The following is an 18,077-nucleotide window of genomic DNA, read 5'->3' on the forward strand; positions in this document are numbered from 1 at the left end:
TTTTGTATAGTCTATAAACACATGAGTTAAGCAACCTTGCATTCCATTTTTTAAGAGCAAATTTCAACTAATATTTGCTTAACGAAGGTTGAAAAAACAATTAGTAAACCATCAAAACATAGATTTTAAAGCTCACATAAGCTAATTCAAAGTAGGTTTAGTTGGTATTTAATTGCCTTGTTAGTGTCTTTAATAATTAGACTCTACTAATCTCTAAAAACTACAAAATTAAATTATAAGGAAAGAATAATGGAAGATTATAGAAACCAACAACTGCTCCGTAAAGTGTTCTACTAAGCAGCCACCAAAAAAATAGAATACAAATAATAACATAAATAGTATTAAAAACTATGCCAACAACGCCAACAGATTATAAATACTATCCCGCTTTATCAGATTTGATAAAGCCAGAGGACTTACCCGATTTTTTAAGTTTTATTAAAGATGGACTTCGAGGAGTTTTTGATAAAATGTATTATAAAGATTATCAAACTTCTAAGAGTACTACTGGTAGTAGCGCTTTTTATAGTCTAGATATTGTAAGCAGAAAAAAGTTAGAATTCGAATTACCAGGAACTGGTGCTTTCTTTGTATTAAACCCTGATTACGAAGATCGTACCATATCCTCCTTTCCCATTACACTTTTCTGGGAATGGGAAGTTATGCGTTACATAAGATATTTTAATGCAAATGGCTTTTCATTTTCTGTAGAAGATTTTTATGATCTTGGTTTAACTGTTCTAAAAATATCCGAAGAGCAAATAATCCAGTTGGCTATAAACACATTTGTAGTTCAAAGTAATCCTGCACTTTCAAAATTCGGTCAGCTTGTTCAGGATATAAATACCTTATACGGTACTGCAATAGCTATCGATGAAACTTCTAGCAATAGTTTACAAGAATTAATAGTTCAAGTTAGCCTTCTAGATAAAAAAATTGCTCCTGCAATATTTTCATTGTATTTACTATCGACCGATTTATCAGAGACAAAAGCAAAAATTAAAACCTTTTTCTCATCTTTTATTCCAGATGATATTGAAGAATACATTAAAAAAATTATTACTCCAAAAGCCAGAGTAACGCTTGAATTATCTGCTGCAATTGAATTTCCAAGAAAAATTTTATTGCCTTGGAAAAACAATGGTACTGAAAGAGATGAAGACGAAACACATCTTGCCAAATTTCAATTTGCTAAGGCTATTTTATACGCCGATACGCAAGCAGGAATAGGTTACAGCTTAGAACTTGCAGGTACTTTGAGTCCAAAATTTTGTGAAATTGGAAGATCTGGTATGCTTATTCAAATAGAAAGTTTAAAACTTGATTTAAGCAAGAAAACCAATATTCTAGAAGCTGATGCAGATGGCAGACCTAATGACTTTGTTGGGGTATACGCCCGTGCCATATCGGTAACATTGCCGTCCAGATGGTTTAATGATGACAAAAAAGAAATAGGAAATACTGTGCCAACATTAAAAATTGGTGCCTCTGATCTATTAATTGGTACAGGAGGTTTATCCGGTAATATTTATCTGGAAACAGTTCCTGTCCCTACTGGTAATGGCTTGAGTTATTTTAATGACAAGTTCGACTTTCTTTATCCGATCACTATGTTCGAGACGGGTAAAGAAGATAAGGTGGTTAAGGAAAAAGAAATTGTTAATTATACTGCTTTAATCCAGCATTTAGAAGAATTAGATACTTTAAAACTACCTTGTGCCTTTAAATATCCATTGGTACTAAAGACCAATGCCGACTTACTATCTGCATTAGTAAGGCCTAATACGATTTACAGCTTTAATACCGCTAAGGAATATCAAGATTTTTTATCAAAACTTATCGAAAATACGTTATGGAAAACTATAGGTTCTCCTAGTAATGGTTTTAAAATAGGTTTTAACAAATTTGACATTTCTTTCAAACAAAATAAGGTTATTGGTTCTAATATTAAGGGACAATTAATTCTAAATAAGTTAAAAAAACCAGATGGCAGAACTCCTTTTAGCGCTGTCCTCGAGGGGCATTTATACGATGACGGTGATTTTAATCTTACCGCTTCTTTTGAAAAAGAAAGTGCTCCAACAGCCACTTTATTTAATCTTGTACAATTTGACTTCTTTAGTTTCGAATTAGGGAAGCAAGATGAAGATTTTTATGTAGGAACTTCGTGTTATGTTTCGTTTCCAAACCCAATAATGAATAAGATCATGCAGGGTCAAGGAATTGACATCGAAAAACTTCGTATTTACAGTGATGGTAATATCGAGGTTGAAGGTGGCTCTATTCCAATACCATTGAATCGAACTTTAGACCTTGGGGCAGTTAAAATGACTATTTCTAACGTTAATTTTGGATCTACTCAAATTAATGGCCGTAAATATAACTTTTGGGGATTTGATGGTGCTATTAGTATCAATCCATTAGGTGTAGATGCTCGTGGAGAAGGTGTTAAATATTACTATTGCACTGAAGAAGGTCATAAGGACGACTTTTTAAGAATTCAAACCATCGAAGTCGATTTAATAATTCCTGGATCAGCCTCTAAATCATCTGCGATGGCTATTATCAACGGAATGATTTCTCTACCTCAACCTGGTGTATCACAAGAATTTACGGGAGAAGTTTCTTTAAAATTACCAAAAGCAAAAATATCTGGTGGTGTAGGAATGCGTTTTATGCCTAAATACCCTGCCTTTTTGGTAGATGCTCATGTTGATCTTCCTACTCCTATTCCGTTAGGATTCCTTTCTATTTCTGCTTTTAGAGGTTTATTAGGCTATAGATATGTCGCAACTAAAGAAGCAGCAGGATTAACTAAAGATAAATCTTGGTACGAATATTACAAACATCCAAAACCTGGAATAAATTTAAAAAAATTCACTGGACCGCCTGATTCATTAGAGTATGACTCTCCATTTTCTATTGGAGCTGGGGCTACCTTTGGGACTGTTGCAGATGGCGGACACGTCTTGTCATTGCGTGCAATGATGTTATTGTCTCTTCCTACCTTATTTTATATTGAAGCAGGATTAAACGTTATTGCTGGACGATTAGGACTTATTGAAGATGATCCTAGCAACCCTCCGTTTTTTGCTATGGTTGCCTTTGGTGATGATTCATTAGAGTTGGCTGCTGGAGCAGACTTTAGTATTCCTAAAGATGGTGGAGAAATTTTTAAATTACATGCTTTATTAGAGGCTGGATTTTTCTTCAAAAATCAAAAACCCTGGTATGTTAATATTGGATCCAGAAAAGATCCAATTGAGGCTAGAATATTAACTTTATTCTCTGCCAAGGCCTTTATTATGCTTTCTGCTCAGGGAATTGAAGCTGGTGCCAGATTAGAGTATAAAGTAGACAAAAGTTTTGGACCTGCCAGAGTAAAAATGTGGGCTTATCTTGAATTAGGAGGGAAAATTTCGTTCAAGCGTCCACAAATGGGTGGTTACATTGCTGCTGGTGGAGGAATTCAGATTAAAATTTGGATTGTAAAAGTAGAAATTGGATTAGATACTATGTTCTCTATCGAGTCATTTAAACCATTTTTAATTTATGCTGAAATACAATTAAGTGTACGTGTAAAAATTGGTTTTATTAAGGTACGCAAAAAGTTTACAATTGAGCTTAAATGGGATATAAACAGAATAATTGACCGTACTCCTTATAGCCCACTTCCTATGGGAACGCATGGAGATGCACAGGATAACAGAACTTCTGAATCGGTTAAAGGGGTACATATGCTAACAAATCAGGCATTTCCTCTTAATTATTTTAGCACAATTCCTAATGGAAATGATATTACCGAAATAATTCCTTTAGATACTTTCATTGACATTAAAATGGCTAAAGGGTTATTGCCTAATCCAGATTTAAAGACCAAAATTGGAGGTTTTACTGGTGATGCAAAAAATTATACCGATTTGATGCCTCCAGAAAGTACCAGTCGTTCAGGTAAACCATTACGTCAGGTAAAGCATCAATATTCGATTAAATCAATTGGGTTAAAATCATGGAATAGCACTTCTAATAAATGGGAGGATTATCATCCTTTTGAAGCTGTTGTAGAACAAAAAGACAGGGAAAAAGTTGGGAAATTACCATGGGCACAATGGCAAAAAGTAATTGATCAATATGATAGTATCCGAGTTTTAGCAACCAATCCATTTTCATTTTTAAGTGCTGGAGAACCTGGTTGGTATGTTCCGGAACAATACGGAATTACTCCATCTAAATTGTTTTGTAAATCAGATGAGATAAAAAGAGAGCATATCGATTTCTTTAATAAAAGAATTGGAAAACGCTTTTATACACCTATGCAATATGAAGCAGAAAAAATCAATGGCCTCTTTTTTAAACTCATAGGAGATCTTTCGGATGTTGTAGAAAAGAATAAACTTGAGGGTGGCGATTTCATGACTATTACTGGAGAAAACAATCCTTTTGGTTATAGAAAGTCTTTATCGTTTAAAAACTACAATCAGTTAGAAATTATATTCCCAAAATCGGCTATTGAACCTACTTTGCAACTTACCACTCGAGCAAAAGATGTAAAAATAGTAGCCTACACTGCTATTATCGATGAAAAGACAAACCTCATTAAATATGAAAAAATTTCGTTGAAAAAAAGTCCTTTTGAAACAACGATTTCCGAGGAATTAACATATTCTAAAGAGGAACTCCGAATTGGTATAACTCTATATGATGCAAATAGTGATCCTATTTCAAAAACTAAAATTGATAAAATAGTAATCATTCCTTTATCTGCAAATACAGAACGCATTTTAGAAATTAGAAATGAACTTGCAGCACTATTTGATAAAACCTATACTGACGCTGAGGGAGTAATCTCTATTTCTTTTCCAAGTGATATGCCAAAATACAATTCGTTACTTGCAGAATTAACACAATTACGAATAAATGCTGGTAATAGTACTCCTATTGGTACTCCTACTACACGTTCTTTCACTCGTTTTTATGGATATAAAGGAAAAGCCGTTTATGCATTTGATAAAGTCTTTAAATTTAATAACACCTACCTTATTTCATTCCATCCACAACCAAATACAACAGTTATTGTTCAAATTGACATTAATGGAAGAGTATTAAGAGAGCGTTTGTTAAATGGTGTGGTAACTTCAATGCAAGTAGTCAATGGCAATTTGTTCCTTACCCAAGGCATGGATGCCAAACAATGTAAAGGAATTGGAGAAGCTATTATTGACTATGATTTTGTTGTAGGCTGCCAAAATCCGATTGCTTCAACAGCCATTATTGAACTTGATTCTGAATTGAATCAGAATTTCGGGATGCAATACCTAAACACCTATTCTATAGGTTTTAACAAATTATTACCTCTGGATAACGACGAACTGCTTTGGATTAACACAGTAACTGATGGAACTCAAATTAACTGGATTAACGGAAGTGATCGTACTATTATTCATCGTACAAAAATCAGTGAAATAGCAATTAAAATACTTCAGCATAGTGGTACTGAATTTAGCTTAATTACAAAAAATAAAAAAATTATTAGTATTAGCATTAACACAGCTACTAAAGCTATAACTGTAACTGATACAAAAGTTGTTTCTGATGCCTCTGTTACCGAAATTACCGATGCAATCATTGCAAATGATAAAATTCTGATGTCGGTTAAATTAACAGATGGGAAATTTGGTTTAGCTCAAATTAGCGGAACCGCTATTAAGGTAGTTAAAAACGATACAATTTTTGACTCGCCTATTTATTTATCAAATAATACCTTAACTGATAACTCAATTCTGGCTTATAATGAACATTATTTGTTTGTATTTAATTCCACATTAGAACTTACAAAATTAATCAAAAGAGATAGTACAACAGATCAAGCGTCTATAATTACTATCCAAAACGATCCAGTAGCTAATGAAATTCTAATGCTTTCTTCTAGACCGAATGAAAAAGGAATTTATTTCTCTCTATTTAATGACCTATTCGATAACTGCGCGTTATATCCAATAAAGAAAGTTGAAGTAACATCATCAAGCTTAGTCTTAACAAACGGAACTACTAGTTTAATTGAGCTTAATACAGATACAAACTTAAGCTATACAAGAGGAACTAGAACTTCAAAATTAATTACTGTAAATAGTGTAATCTGCTCGAGAGGAAGTAACACCGAAAATGAAGAATTAGAGTACACTACTTTTATACAGAGCATCGATTGGTTAACTAAAGAAAGTTACTTTCATAATACAACCATACCACCTTTTAAAGCTGTAGAAGAAGACAATATAGCTATGAAGGATGCTATTCAAAATACTGTTCAGCCTATTTGGAGAGCAAATACAACTTATTGTTTAGACTTTGAATTACTAGATACTGTAGATGACAAAAATGAAACATCGTTTAAATACTATTATGGATTTAAAACTTTAGGCCCTATAGGTCACTTTCCTGTTGCTGATCCTGTAACACCTGCTGGACAAGATCCTGCTCCAAAAAACGAATTAACCGATTTGGCAAAATCACCATTAACATCTTTAAGACAGTATATCGATTACAACCGTTCTTACCCTAATGCCGATGGAAGTTTATTACAATCTAAACCTGTTTTTTATGGAAATGAGCAATGTGAGGTTTCGTTATTTTTTACAAATCCTTATGCGTATCATATGTTCAAAGATTGGGAAAACTATGAGACTTCCAGACCAAGGATGGCAGGCGCTTTAAACCTTATTATTAAAGATCCTCTTAATGACGTGCTTATTCCATATCCGTTACAAGACGAAATAACCAAATATCCTAAAGTCGAAAAAAAGGAAAAAGGAGAGGAATGGGTAAGTGATACCGACCCTAGATTGCCTTTAGGTATAAAATTGTTAAATAATTTTATCAATTCAAAACCTGAAATGAAATGTACACTAACGCTTGGAGATCCTTTGCTGCCAAAATCATACGGTTATAGTGTAAAGCTAACAAATTTAAAACCTTCAAAATTGTATACGATTTTAGCAAATAATTATTTTGATACTAGCCAAAATCTAGACGAAAATAAAGGTAAAAATGTTCTTGTACATCAATTTGGGTTCCAAACCTCACGTTACAGAAACTTTGAAGAACAAGTACAAAGCTATGAGATTGGAGAAAAAGATAATACTGGACTTGTCGTTAAGTCACGTAAAGCATTATTTGATATAAAACTAAATTTAAGTGATGATCAAATTGCAGCTTTAAACAACGTAATTATTGGTCAAGAAGATGCGTTAAGTGATTCAATGGCATTAAAATACCAGCATTCATTTGATCGTGCTATTGAGGGAATTTTAAAATTATCTCCTCTTGATCCGGCACAAAGCACTGAAATCAATCGCATTATCGATACCAATACTGGAGATATCGTAGCGCTTTTAGTTCGTAATCCTGAACCTTTTAACATTCCTAAAATGCCATTAGAAGAAATTAAGGATACAATTATTGTAGGTGTTCCTAGCATAGAAATGATTGATAATAAAGAAGTTAAGAAATTCACCAAAAACATTGAGTTCGAAGCATTGTATTCAAAAGATTATTCTCAGGTTCTGATTATGCATAAGAATAAAAAAATTACTGACAACAGTCTAGACATCCAATTTGAATACAGAATGTGGAATAATAAGGCTAAAATTGAAAAAGGACTAATTCCATTAACACTATCAATTGATAAGCAGTCATTACACCTAGAATTATAAAATATAAATCTTTAAAAACAAGAAAAAAATGAGTTCTATAAATCTTCAATCAAGTCAGCCCTCTGGTTGCGAAACATATATAGCCATTGTCGTCGATGAATCGGGTTCGATTAACCAAAATGAAGCAAAGCAAATACGTGAAGAGTTAACTTCATTTATCAATTCTCAAGCTCAGAGTAATATTACACTGTCGTTAATTGGAATGTCGAATAACGATACTGATTCCAGATCTGGTCATGTTATTCAGAAAAGAATCTCAGGCAATCAATCAGAATTTTTAAATTGGATCAATTCATTTGGCTCAAGATCAATCAATGCCCAATCAGATTATTGGGCATCTGGTCTGGATGTTGTAAATAACTTAACCGTAATTCCGGATATCATTGTTATTGTTACTGACGGTTTACAAGTTAATGATCCCAATAAACTGAAAGCTTTATACAATGATCTAAACGAAAAATCTCACATTTTTGTTTATGGCGTAACAAGTACTGAGAGTAATGCTACTGAATTAGTAACGCCGCTTACTACCTTTTTAGGAAAAACACCTGTTGCAAAAACTAATGGACTTTCTATTCTCAACACAGATTACATCAGAGTTCCTGATTTTAGTACTTTAGGAGAGGTATTAAGACAGCTTAATAATGATTTATCTACCGAACAAATAGGCTGTCTTCCCAATGTGAGCCTCATTCAAAATAAATTGGTTTATCCTGTTTTAAGAAAAGGCCTTAGCACTCGTCAGGACGCAGGAACTTTAATTCTTAAAAATAAAAGCCGCGTTGCCCTTACTCTAGCTGCTGGAACAAAAATTCACAGTGCCAGTAATTTAAACGGATTGGTTTTTAAACTCAGAGATACTGTTACTATTCCTGGATTATCTCAAATAGGGGTTTCTATTCGTATTGAAGGAACACCAATACTACTTGGCAATAATTCTGCACTAATTGTTTTAAAGAACGTTACTAATCCTAATGCTTTCAAAATCAATTTTAATGTTACAAAAGAGGTTTATATTGTTGGAACTACTTCTGGTAAAACAGCTTTACAATCGTCTGACTTACAAATTGCAGCTTCTGGTTCAAAAGGAATTGACAGTACTAGAGGTATTCACCTTCGTTGGCTCTTCGCTGGCGAATTAGGAGATAAGCATCTTCCGAAAGGAGATTTATTTACAGGTACAAAATCTAAATTCAACAAACCAGATGATTTCGTAAAACTATACAGAGCGCCATACACTAAAGTTAGTACTAATTTAGACTTAAGTAAGGCACCAAAATCTGTAGATTCTAAAAATGCAATATGGATATATAAAACAGCTAATTCTGAAAGATCATTTTATGTTCGATTTATAGAAACAGAAAAATATTCATTAGTAAGTAAAAGTATTAATCCATTAATGAACCCTTCTGGTTTTATTCAGGCGTATGGAAATAACATTATCGAAATTGAAAATAAAAATGAATTATTCTTTGCTGCCGAATTAAACTTTGGCTCGGTAAACAACTCTAGTATTGTAAGATTAGAATCTTTATCTGTTGAAGAAAATAATATCGGAGCTGCAAAAAAAATAAGTAATCGTAAAACATATACTTCAACGCAAGTAAATACAATACGTGTAGTAGCAGAAAATGGCAGAAGCATCCGTTTTAGAGCTAATAATTGTTTATTAACTGAGATAAATTTTGAGTTTTATTCCGATTTTATTCAGCATGCAAACGATAATGGAGAGTGGGATTTAAAAGGAAAATATGCGTTAAGCAAAAATGATACAACCGTATTTGAACAATTAGAGCCAAAACTAAATTGTGTACATGGAAAATGGTTAAAGTTTAATGATGATGAATATGTAAACATCAACAACTACAAAGACAAATGGGGGAAAACAACAGTTCCAGATGATAAAAACATTAAACAAGTTGTTCAAAGTTATTTAGACCTAAGCTTAGATAGTAATAATCAAAAGGCTAACGAAACCGTATCTTTTAAAGACAAAGTTCCTACGAATGAACCTAAAGATGGTGAAGCTGCTGAATTTGCTGAAAATTCAACTGATATATCCAATCTAGATTTGTTAAACATTGCTGCAAATGATTATCATATAGCACGTATGTTGGGTCTGGGTTGCATTGACATTGATGATGTTGTTCTTTCTGGAGAGTTTATTTATTTAACAGAATATACCACATTTGGAGATCTAAAAGTGGGTAAGGTATCAGGTGAGGTACTGCATCTTTCTATGAGTATTCCAACCTCTATAGCGACTGAGCGTCTTCCGTTACCAGTGCAACTAAGCAAGATTGTACCAGGATTAAATGTTGATTCAGAAGAAAATGAACCTGTTAAAATCACAGATTCAAACGGATATAGCTTTGATGGAAAGAAAAGGTACGCAAGTTTATTCATGGACGATATCATGGATTATGATAGCTATACTGATACTAATTTCTTTCTTTCTTCATTAGAATTTGATGGAAGTACTTTTACTTTTCCTGTTTATGTGGGTATAGAACATAAAATTAAAGATGATGACCAGACTTGGGTAAAACCCGAATTAGCATCGGATACAGAGTACTATAATGTTACCAAAGAATTGGCCAAAGGATCTTATGAACCAGCTCCAATCATTATTCCAGATTCAGGAAAATCATTTTTAAATGTTCTTCAGGAAAAAACGGGTAAACACACATACATATACAAAGGATATGGAATTAATATCTTCTCAAGAGCTAGTTCTGGAAGACAAATAGAGATTACGTCTGATATAAAACCTGCCAATAGTTTAATGCCTCCTAATGGTATTAATACGCTTTTAATCACTTCTGAAAATCCTTTGATGTTTACATCAAGAGCAGAACAGGATCACTTAGATAAGATAACCGGATCTGACAAAACCTATATTAGGCTTCTTTTTGATTATTATTCTATTCAGGAATTATTAAGTTATAGTATTCCTGATAATATGACACTCGAAAATGCTTTGCTTCCTGATACAATCTATCCTGATAATGAAGAGTTATATGCCGATTATTTTAAACTTTATTACAAAGATGGACTTCCACAAGTAGAATATGCACAAATTATTGACATTAATAACAATACCGAAGACATTCTTACTTCTATTATAAAAATTAAAGACTATACTGTTCTTAGTACTGGTGAAAAAATTAATGTTACATTAAATAGCACAAATAGCAAAAGATTTATTGGAGGAATTTTAACCATTGGAGATCAAAATTATATCATCAATAAAGTTGAAGTTTCTAACGATTTACAAGGTCAATTTAGCTATGCAAATGTACATGTCCTTAAAAAAGAAGTCGCTGAAAGTTCACTTGCAGACGGAGATGCTACTTTAGATTCAGAGCAAATACAAAACATTCAGGCATCAGGAAACGGCTTATGTACATTGGTCGAAAATATGCTAACAAAAGATAACTGGCATAAATCTAAACCTCTTGATTTTAATGTTCTGTTACCACAAGTCTTAAAAAAGGTTAATAGAGAAATTATACAGTTCATAGATAGTGAAGGTGTTATTGATAGAAGAATAGAAAAAACAAGAGGAATTTGGTGTAAAGATGTAACCATTAAAGAGATTAAGGAAAAGGCATACCAAGTAGATGAAAATGGTCAATATGTATTAGATCCAAAAGGTAATGTAATTGAATTACCTGAAGAAGAAAACAAACATTTTGGTCTATATCAGCTTACTTTCAATGGGTATAAACTGGCTCAGCATCCACAATACAAAGAAAACATTGAAAATTCTGTCGAATGGTTTAATGGTAGTGTACGTTTATTTACTGATAGCTGCTTCGAAAAAGGAAATCCAATTCCTGTAAAACCTAGAAAAGAGTTTAAAGTTGTTCAGACAAAAAATATTGGAACAACAGACGACTTAATACTAATTGTAAATGATCCTAATTTTAAAATAAAAATGGATGGCAAACAAGAAGTAGATCCTGCTTATGATAAAATTATTATTGAAAAAACGGAAGTAAACTATTATCCAAGCTATAAAGTATCGCTTTTTGCTGATCCTGCATTTGGTTTAACAGCAGCTAATATTCTGCCGAGAGAAGATGAAAGCACTCATTATTCAATTTTCGGAATCAGTACTTATGGTCGTTATCATTTATTAGATTATGATTCAAAAATTAGTGTACCAAGCCCTATGTATGCCGTAAAAATTGAAGAACCGGTTAGACCAGAAGAAGTAAAAGGAGGTTTGTATGCCACCCGTCCGGACTTCTTTAATCGTTCTACCTATACATTTACTACCAAATACAGTCATAGACCATACGGAGCCCTACATTATAGAGCTAACGATGAAGGATTATTAAGTGTATTATATGAAAGAAGTACGATTGATACCATTCGTAAGAAGTTAAAAGAACTTGGTGGAAATAATGAAACTTTTTTTACAAACAGATGGGAAAATTTATTAGACTTTGATGCCCTTTTATATCAAAATAAGCTATTGAATCCTAGTGATGAATTAGAGCATGATAAGAAACCTAATCCTCTTCCTCCAAGAAAAGAATTAAACTATAACGAGTATCCGCCTGAAGGTGATCCTTTGCTTAAATTTAGATTGCCTTCACCAGATAACAAGCAATTAATAGCTGCTATAAATGATTTTATAGATTGGCATAATCAATCGCTGCCAAAATCAATACCGGCGGCACCAAAGATCACTTTATTATCTGCTCTTAATGATATTATAATTTCTACAGAACATGGAATTGAAAAGAACTTATTGGCTCTCCATTTTATCGAGCAAGCCATACACACAGCATTTGTGCCTCTTACCGAAGTGCCGGTTATCTATGATCATATTAATGATAATAAATACGTACCTATCAATAAAAAACAAACAATCAAGGATAAAAATGGGCATATTTTAAAGACTACAGATACTGATTTTGATATCGCACCAATGATGAAAGTCATAGATGCTGTTGAAAACATAACTCAGTTTACCGATTTTAATCTAGATGGGAATTCACAAAACTTTTACTTCTATGGCGTTCGTGAAATGGATATTAAAATGAATTTTAGTGAATTTGGTCCCTATCTAGGCCCAGTAAAATTAGTGCCTTCAAATCCGCCTCAAACTCCTGAAATTAAGCGTATCATGCCAATTTTAGAAAATCGAGTATTGGGAATCAAACCAGCTATTCAAATAGAATTAAATGACTATCAGCCTGAGTACAATATTAAGAAGATAAACATTTATCGTGCAGCTTCAATGCTTGATGCACAATCCATAAGAACGATGACTCCTGTTAAGGAAGTTTTAATTGGAGAAGATACTCTATCTGCTAGTTTTGATAATGTATGGACTGTATATGATGAGTTTGAAGATTTGGAGAATATTCCTTTTGGAGATGGACTTTTTTATAGAATTACTGTTTCGCGCGAAATTGAATATGCAGATCCTAGCTCAACTGAATTGAATCCTATTGTTAATATTGATTATACACCGTCTCAACCATCAAAAATTACTGCAACAGTGATTGCTGATTCCGTTTCGCCACAATCGCCAGTATTAAAAGCAACTGGAGCTCCAACTGGAGCAAATGAATCGATCTTAAAACCAGTTATTTTTAATTGGGAAAAGACCGTTCATAATGGCAAATACCATCTGTACAAGATGAATAATCAAGGAAATTGGGATAAGATTCACGAAGTTACTTCCAACTATGATACAGTATCTCAGCCTTTACTGGAAACCAAACTAGCAACTGATGAATTAATCATTAAAACTGAAGATGGTAATAGAATCTATCATCATTTCAAAATGATTTCTGAGAATTCTTCTGGTATGTTTAGCAACGAAGAAAAAATTCTAACGCTTTAAATCTAAAAAATCCCAATGAATAATTTCATTGGGATTTAAAACTGACTCATTAAATAAAATACTTATAGCACTCAAATAAAATTAAAACAACATGGTAACAAACAGATTTAACATTAGCACCAAATTTGAAAACGGTGACGTCCCGTCACAGAGCGACTTCGTAGAAATTTTCAATAGTTTCGTTCATAAAGACGAAGACAAGGCTAATATACAAATGGTCGAAGCTGGAATCGACAACGAACGTTACATAACACCTGCACTTTTGAATGCTGGTTTAAAGAATATTGGTATCATTACAGGCAATTGTTATATGCCTCATAAAGAAACTTTTGAAAGTACGTTTAGCGGTACTACATTACCTCTTGAAAAAGCCCCTATCCAGTATAGTGTTAAAGTCTTTAAAAATGGACAACTATTGCAAGAAGGACCTGATTACACAGTAAATTACAATACTGCAATAATTACATTTTCTGGTGAAGTAAAAGATAGAAATCTTGAAATAAACTATTGGTATAAAAACTTCAGTTCAGATCCTGGTAATGGTGGTGAAGCCATCGATTTTACTAATTTTTTGCATACTACTGGAAATGAAACTAAAAAAGGCATCTTAACCTTTAATAACACCACCCCTACTTCAACCAGCGGTATCGTATTAACAAATAGCGGAGTAGGCACTACTGCCACAGCTCTCGATATTTCTGTTAGTGGTACAGGAAAAGGAATTGCTCTGCAAAATTCATCAACAGGTACTGGAGTCAAAGTATCAAATACTGGAACTGGAACCGGATTACACTTAAACTCCTCTTCAGCATCAACTGGTGATCCTTTAAAAGTAACTAAGGATGATATCGTTAAAGCTAAAATTGATGTAGATGGAAATGTAACAGCTAAAAGATTTATCTCTTCTAATGGTGTTGCTACAGAATTTGTTAAAGGGGATGGATCTCTTGATCCTATAACTTATGCTGATAATACAAAAGTAATTCATAACGCAGGAAATGAAGAAAGAGATGGAGCCTTACTCTTGACTCACAAGGAATCTCCACAAGATGTTTTAACTATTACTAAAAATAATAGTGCCAATTGTTTAAAACTGGTGCAAACCTCTAATTCTAATGCAACAACTGCTACTTGGGATACAAGTACTCCCAATGTTAACAGAAAAGCAATTAGTATTCAGAAACAAACACAAGAAAATGCATTTATCACCCATGAAGGAAATGTAACTGCAACCTCTTTTACATCTTCAACTTTAAGAGCCGATATTACCGATGGATTATTAACCATCGCTAGTTCAGATTCTCCTACTCCATCGCAAGGTCAAGCAAAATTATACGCCAAAACAAATGGTACTACCGATATGTACGTAATGGGAAGTGATGGAGTTGAAAAGAAAATTGGTGCTGGTAGTGGTGGTGATTTAGATAACGTATTACATAAAACTGGATTTGCTACAGAAACTAAAACTGGAGAGTTAGTTATTGATAGTGAGACTGCAAATGTAAGTGGGTTAAAGCTCAATCGAATTCTTACTTCCCCATCAATAACAACCACCCCTTTTGCAACTGGATTAAATAATCCTTGCAGCATATGTGATGGCGGTGATGGATACTATTATGTTGTTAATAATGGAAATTCAACAATATCAAAAATTGACAAAGTAACTGGAGTACTAATTAACGCTTCTTTTGCAACTGGAATACCTAAACCTTATGGTATATGCAAAGCAAATGATGGTAATTTCTATGTGACAAGTAATACAGCTAACATTGGCACAAATGGCTCAACTGGTACAATATACAAAATAACTCTTACAGGAGTTGTTACTAGTTTTGTTACTGGTCTAGGCCATTTATTTGACTTAACCCAAGCAAATGATGGAAATCTATATGTTGCAAGCCCAGGCAATGTTTTGAAAGTAACTTTAGCAGGAACAATTACAACTCTTGCTTCAGGTTTTAATGATCCTAGAGGAATAGTACAAGGAAAAGATAATAATTTATATGTAACTGCTCAACATAGTATTTATAAAATAACGCTTTTAGGTGCTTCAACTTTATTCGCGACATATCCAGGTATAACTGATGGGATTTGCCAAAGTGCTACAGGAGATTTTTATACAATAAGTTATGGAGGGAATTACATTGTAAAAACAACTCCAGCGGGTATAGTTTCTATATTTAAATCTATAAATATACAACCTAAAGGTATTTTAGTTGGAAATGATAACTATCTATATACAACTTCAGACTATGCAGATAGTATAGAAAAAACTAATATTATTAGCAACGATAAAGTACTTAGAACAGACGCTACTGGTTTAGTTGTTAAAACAACTTATTTAGAAGATGTTCCATATCTAAAAGCTTCAGATGTTGATTTATCAAGTTATGCAAAATTAGATTCTCCTACATTTACAGGAGCACCAACGGCTCCTACTGCGACAGTAGGAACCAATACAACTCAAATTGCTACAACAGCTTTTGTAATGGCAACCATAGCAGAATCAACACAAATTACCATTACTACAACTGTAAATATTACTACCGATACCGTTGATACAAATAACAAAAAACAAATTGGTAAAAATGTTATCATTAATAATGGAGTAAGTGCAATAAGCATTACAGTAAATGGCGGGACTGATTTTTCTGCCTCATACTTAAAGCATGGCACTGGAGCAATAACTTTTGTACAAGCAGGAGGCAGAACCTTAGTAGTAGCTAATGGAACTGCTATATTAAATGGAGCAGCTGGAAGCACAGCAACAATTTCAAGTATAGGCACTACCGATTATTTAAGAATTTCAAACGTATAAATATGAATCCAATATTATTTTATGAATATGGAATAGGCGAAACTGCTGGTCTTCCATTTGTCTCGACTTGGAAGACCGATAATATTTCATCAGGTTCTAGCGCTGGTAATCAAATAAAATTGCCCTTGATTGCTTCAGGCACCTATGCTTTTAATGTAGATTGGGGGGATGGCACGTCAAGTTATATAACGTCATATTATTCTCAAGATATTACACATACCTACTCTTCTTCGGGTATCTACACTATTACAATTTCAGGAACTTGTAAAGGGTGGACTTTTACTAATAGAGGTGATAAATTGAAAATATTATTCATAACCTCTTGGGGAGGATTAAACCTTGGAACCAATCAAGGGAGTTATTTTTCTGGATGCGCAAATTTAGATCTATCTGACGTATCTGATGTATTAAATTTGGCTAAGACTACTTCATTGGCTAATTGTTTTAGTTTATGCACATCGCTAGTTACAGTGAATAAAATTAACGAATGGAATACTTCGGCCGTGTCAGATATGAGCCTTATGTTTTATAATGTACCACTATTCAACCAACCAATTGATTCTTGGAATACTTCAGCTGTGACAAATATGGGAGGCATGTTTAATGGTGCTTCGGCATTCAACCAAAACATCGGCTCTTGGAATACTTCAGCTGTGACAAATATGGGAGCCATGTTTAATGGTGCTTCGGCATTCAACCAAAACATCGGCTCTTGGAATACTTCAGCTGTGACAGATATGGGAAGCATGTTTAATGATGCTTCGGCATTCAACCAAAACATCAGCTCTTGGAATACTTCGGTTGTGTCAAATATGAGCGTTATGTTTAGTGATGCTGTAGCGTTCAACCAACCTCTAAATAACTGGAATACAAATACTGTAACATCTATGGATCATATGTTTAGTGGTGCTGTAGCATTCAATCAACCTCTAAACAACTGGAACACATCTGCTGTAACATTTATGAATAATATGTTTGCTTCAGCTACTGTATTCAACCAAAACATTGGTTCTTGGAATACTTCGGCTGTGACAAATATGCGTATGATGTTTGCTTCAGCTACTGCATTCAACCAAAACATTGGCTCTTGGAAAACTTCGGCTGTGACAAATATGGAAGCTATGTTTGCTCAAACTAAAGTATTTAATCAAAATATAGGCGCTTGGTCTATATCCAAGGTAACATATATGGAGAGTATGTTTTATTATGCTACAGCATTTAATAACGGAGGAAGTTCAACTATTAATAATTGGGTTACTTCTGCTGTAATAGATATGCCACAAATGTTTTACGGTGCTTCGGTATTCAACCAAAACATTAGCTCTTGGAATACTTCAGCTGTGAGGGATATGCGTATGATGTTTTATTCAGCTACTGCATTCAACCAAAACATTGGCTCTTGGAACATTAGTAATGTAACGAGTTTTTCAAATTTTATGTATGGAAAAACATCCACAACATTCTCAGCAGCCAATTTAGACGCTATCTATAATGGATGGAGCTCAAGACCTGTAAAAACACCTATCACAATATCATTTGGCACTGCAAAATATACTGTAGCAAGTGCTGCTGGCAGAGCAATTTTAACAGGAGCACCAAACAATTGGGTAATTGAAGATGGAGGGATCTAATGCAAAGTATACTAGCTACCAAAACCAAATAATCCCCTTTAAAAAAATAGTAA

At 33.5% G+C, this 18,077-nt stretch carries 4 protein-coding genes; all 4 read left to right on the plus strand.

Features of this window, described 5'->3' with window-relative positions; translation table 11 throughout:
- Positions 1-350: 350 nt before the first annotated feature.
- The 4 genes from OIU80_RS05565 (at position 351) to OIU80_RS05580 (ending at position 18,024) form a co-directional block, all read left to right on the plus strand.
- Positions 351-7,709, plus strand: a complete 7,359-nt coding sequence (locus tag OIU80_RS05565) for a hypothetical protein (RefSeq protein WP_264286056.1) — start codon at positions 351-353, stop codon at positions 7,707-7,709.
- A gap of 28 nt (positions 7,710-7,737) precedes the next feature.
- Entirely contained in the window at positions 7,738-13,575 is a 5,838-nt protein-coding gene (locus tag OIU80_RS05570; RefSeq protein ID WP_264286057.1) for a VWA domain-containing protein, read from the plus strand.
- Between the two features lie 91 nt (positions 13,576-13,666).
- Positions 13,667-16,393, plus strand: coding sequence for a hypothetical protein (locus tag OIU80_RS05575; RefSeq protein ID WP_264286058.1), 2,727 nt, complete (start codon positions 13,667-13,669; stop codon positions 16,391-16,393).
- 2 nt (positions 16,394-16,395) lie between these two features.
- A complete protein-coding gene (locus tag OIU80_RS05580; protein WP_264286059.1) occupies positions 16,396-18,024 on the plus strand; it encodes a BspA family leucine-rich repeat surface protein in 1,629 nt (542 codons plus the stop codon).
- Positions 18,025-18,077: the final 53 nt, after the last annotated feature.

Source organism: Flavobacterium frigoritolerans, from assembly GCF_025847275.1.
In the GTDB taxonomy this organism is placed as follows: Bacteria; Bacteroidota; Bacteroidia; order Flavobacteriales; family Flavobacteriaceae; genus Flavobacterium; species Flavobacterium frigoritolerans.

Coding starts and splice junctions, on each gene's coding strand:
- OIU80_RS05565 (WP_264286056.1), top strand. CDS start 351: ATGCCAACAACGCCAACAGATTATAAATACTATCCCGCTTTATCAGAT.
- OIU80_RS05575 (WP_264286058.1), top strand. CDS start 13,667: ATGGTAACAAACAGATTTAACATTAGCACCAAATTTGAAAACGGTGAC.
- OIU80_RS05580 (WP_264286059.1), top strand. CDS start 16,396: ATGAATCCAATATTATTTTATGAATATGGAATAGGCGAAACTGCTGGT.
- OIU80_RS05570 (WP_264286057.1), top strand. CDS start 7,738: ATGAGTTCTATAAATCTTCAATCAAGTCAGCCCTCTGGTTGCGAAACA.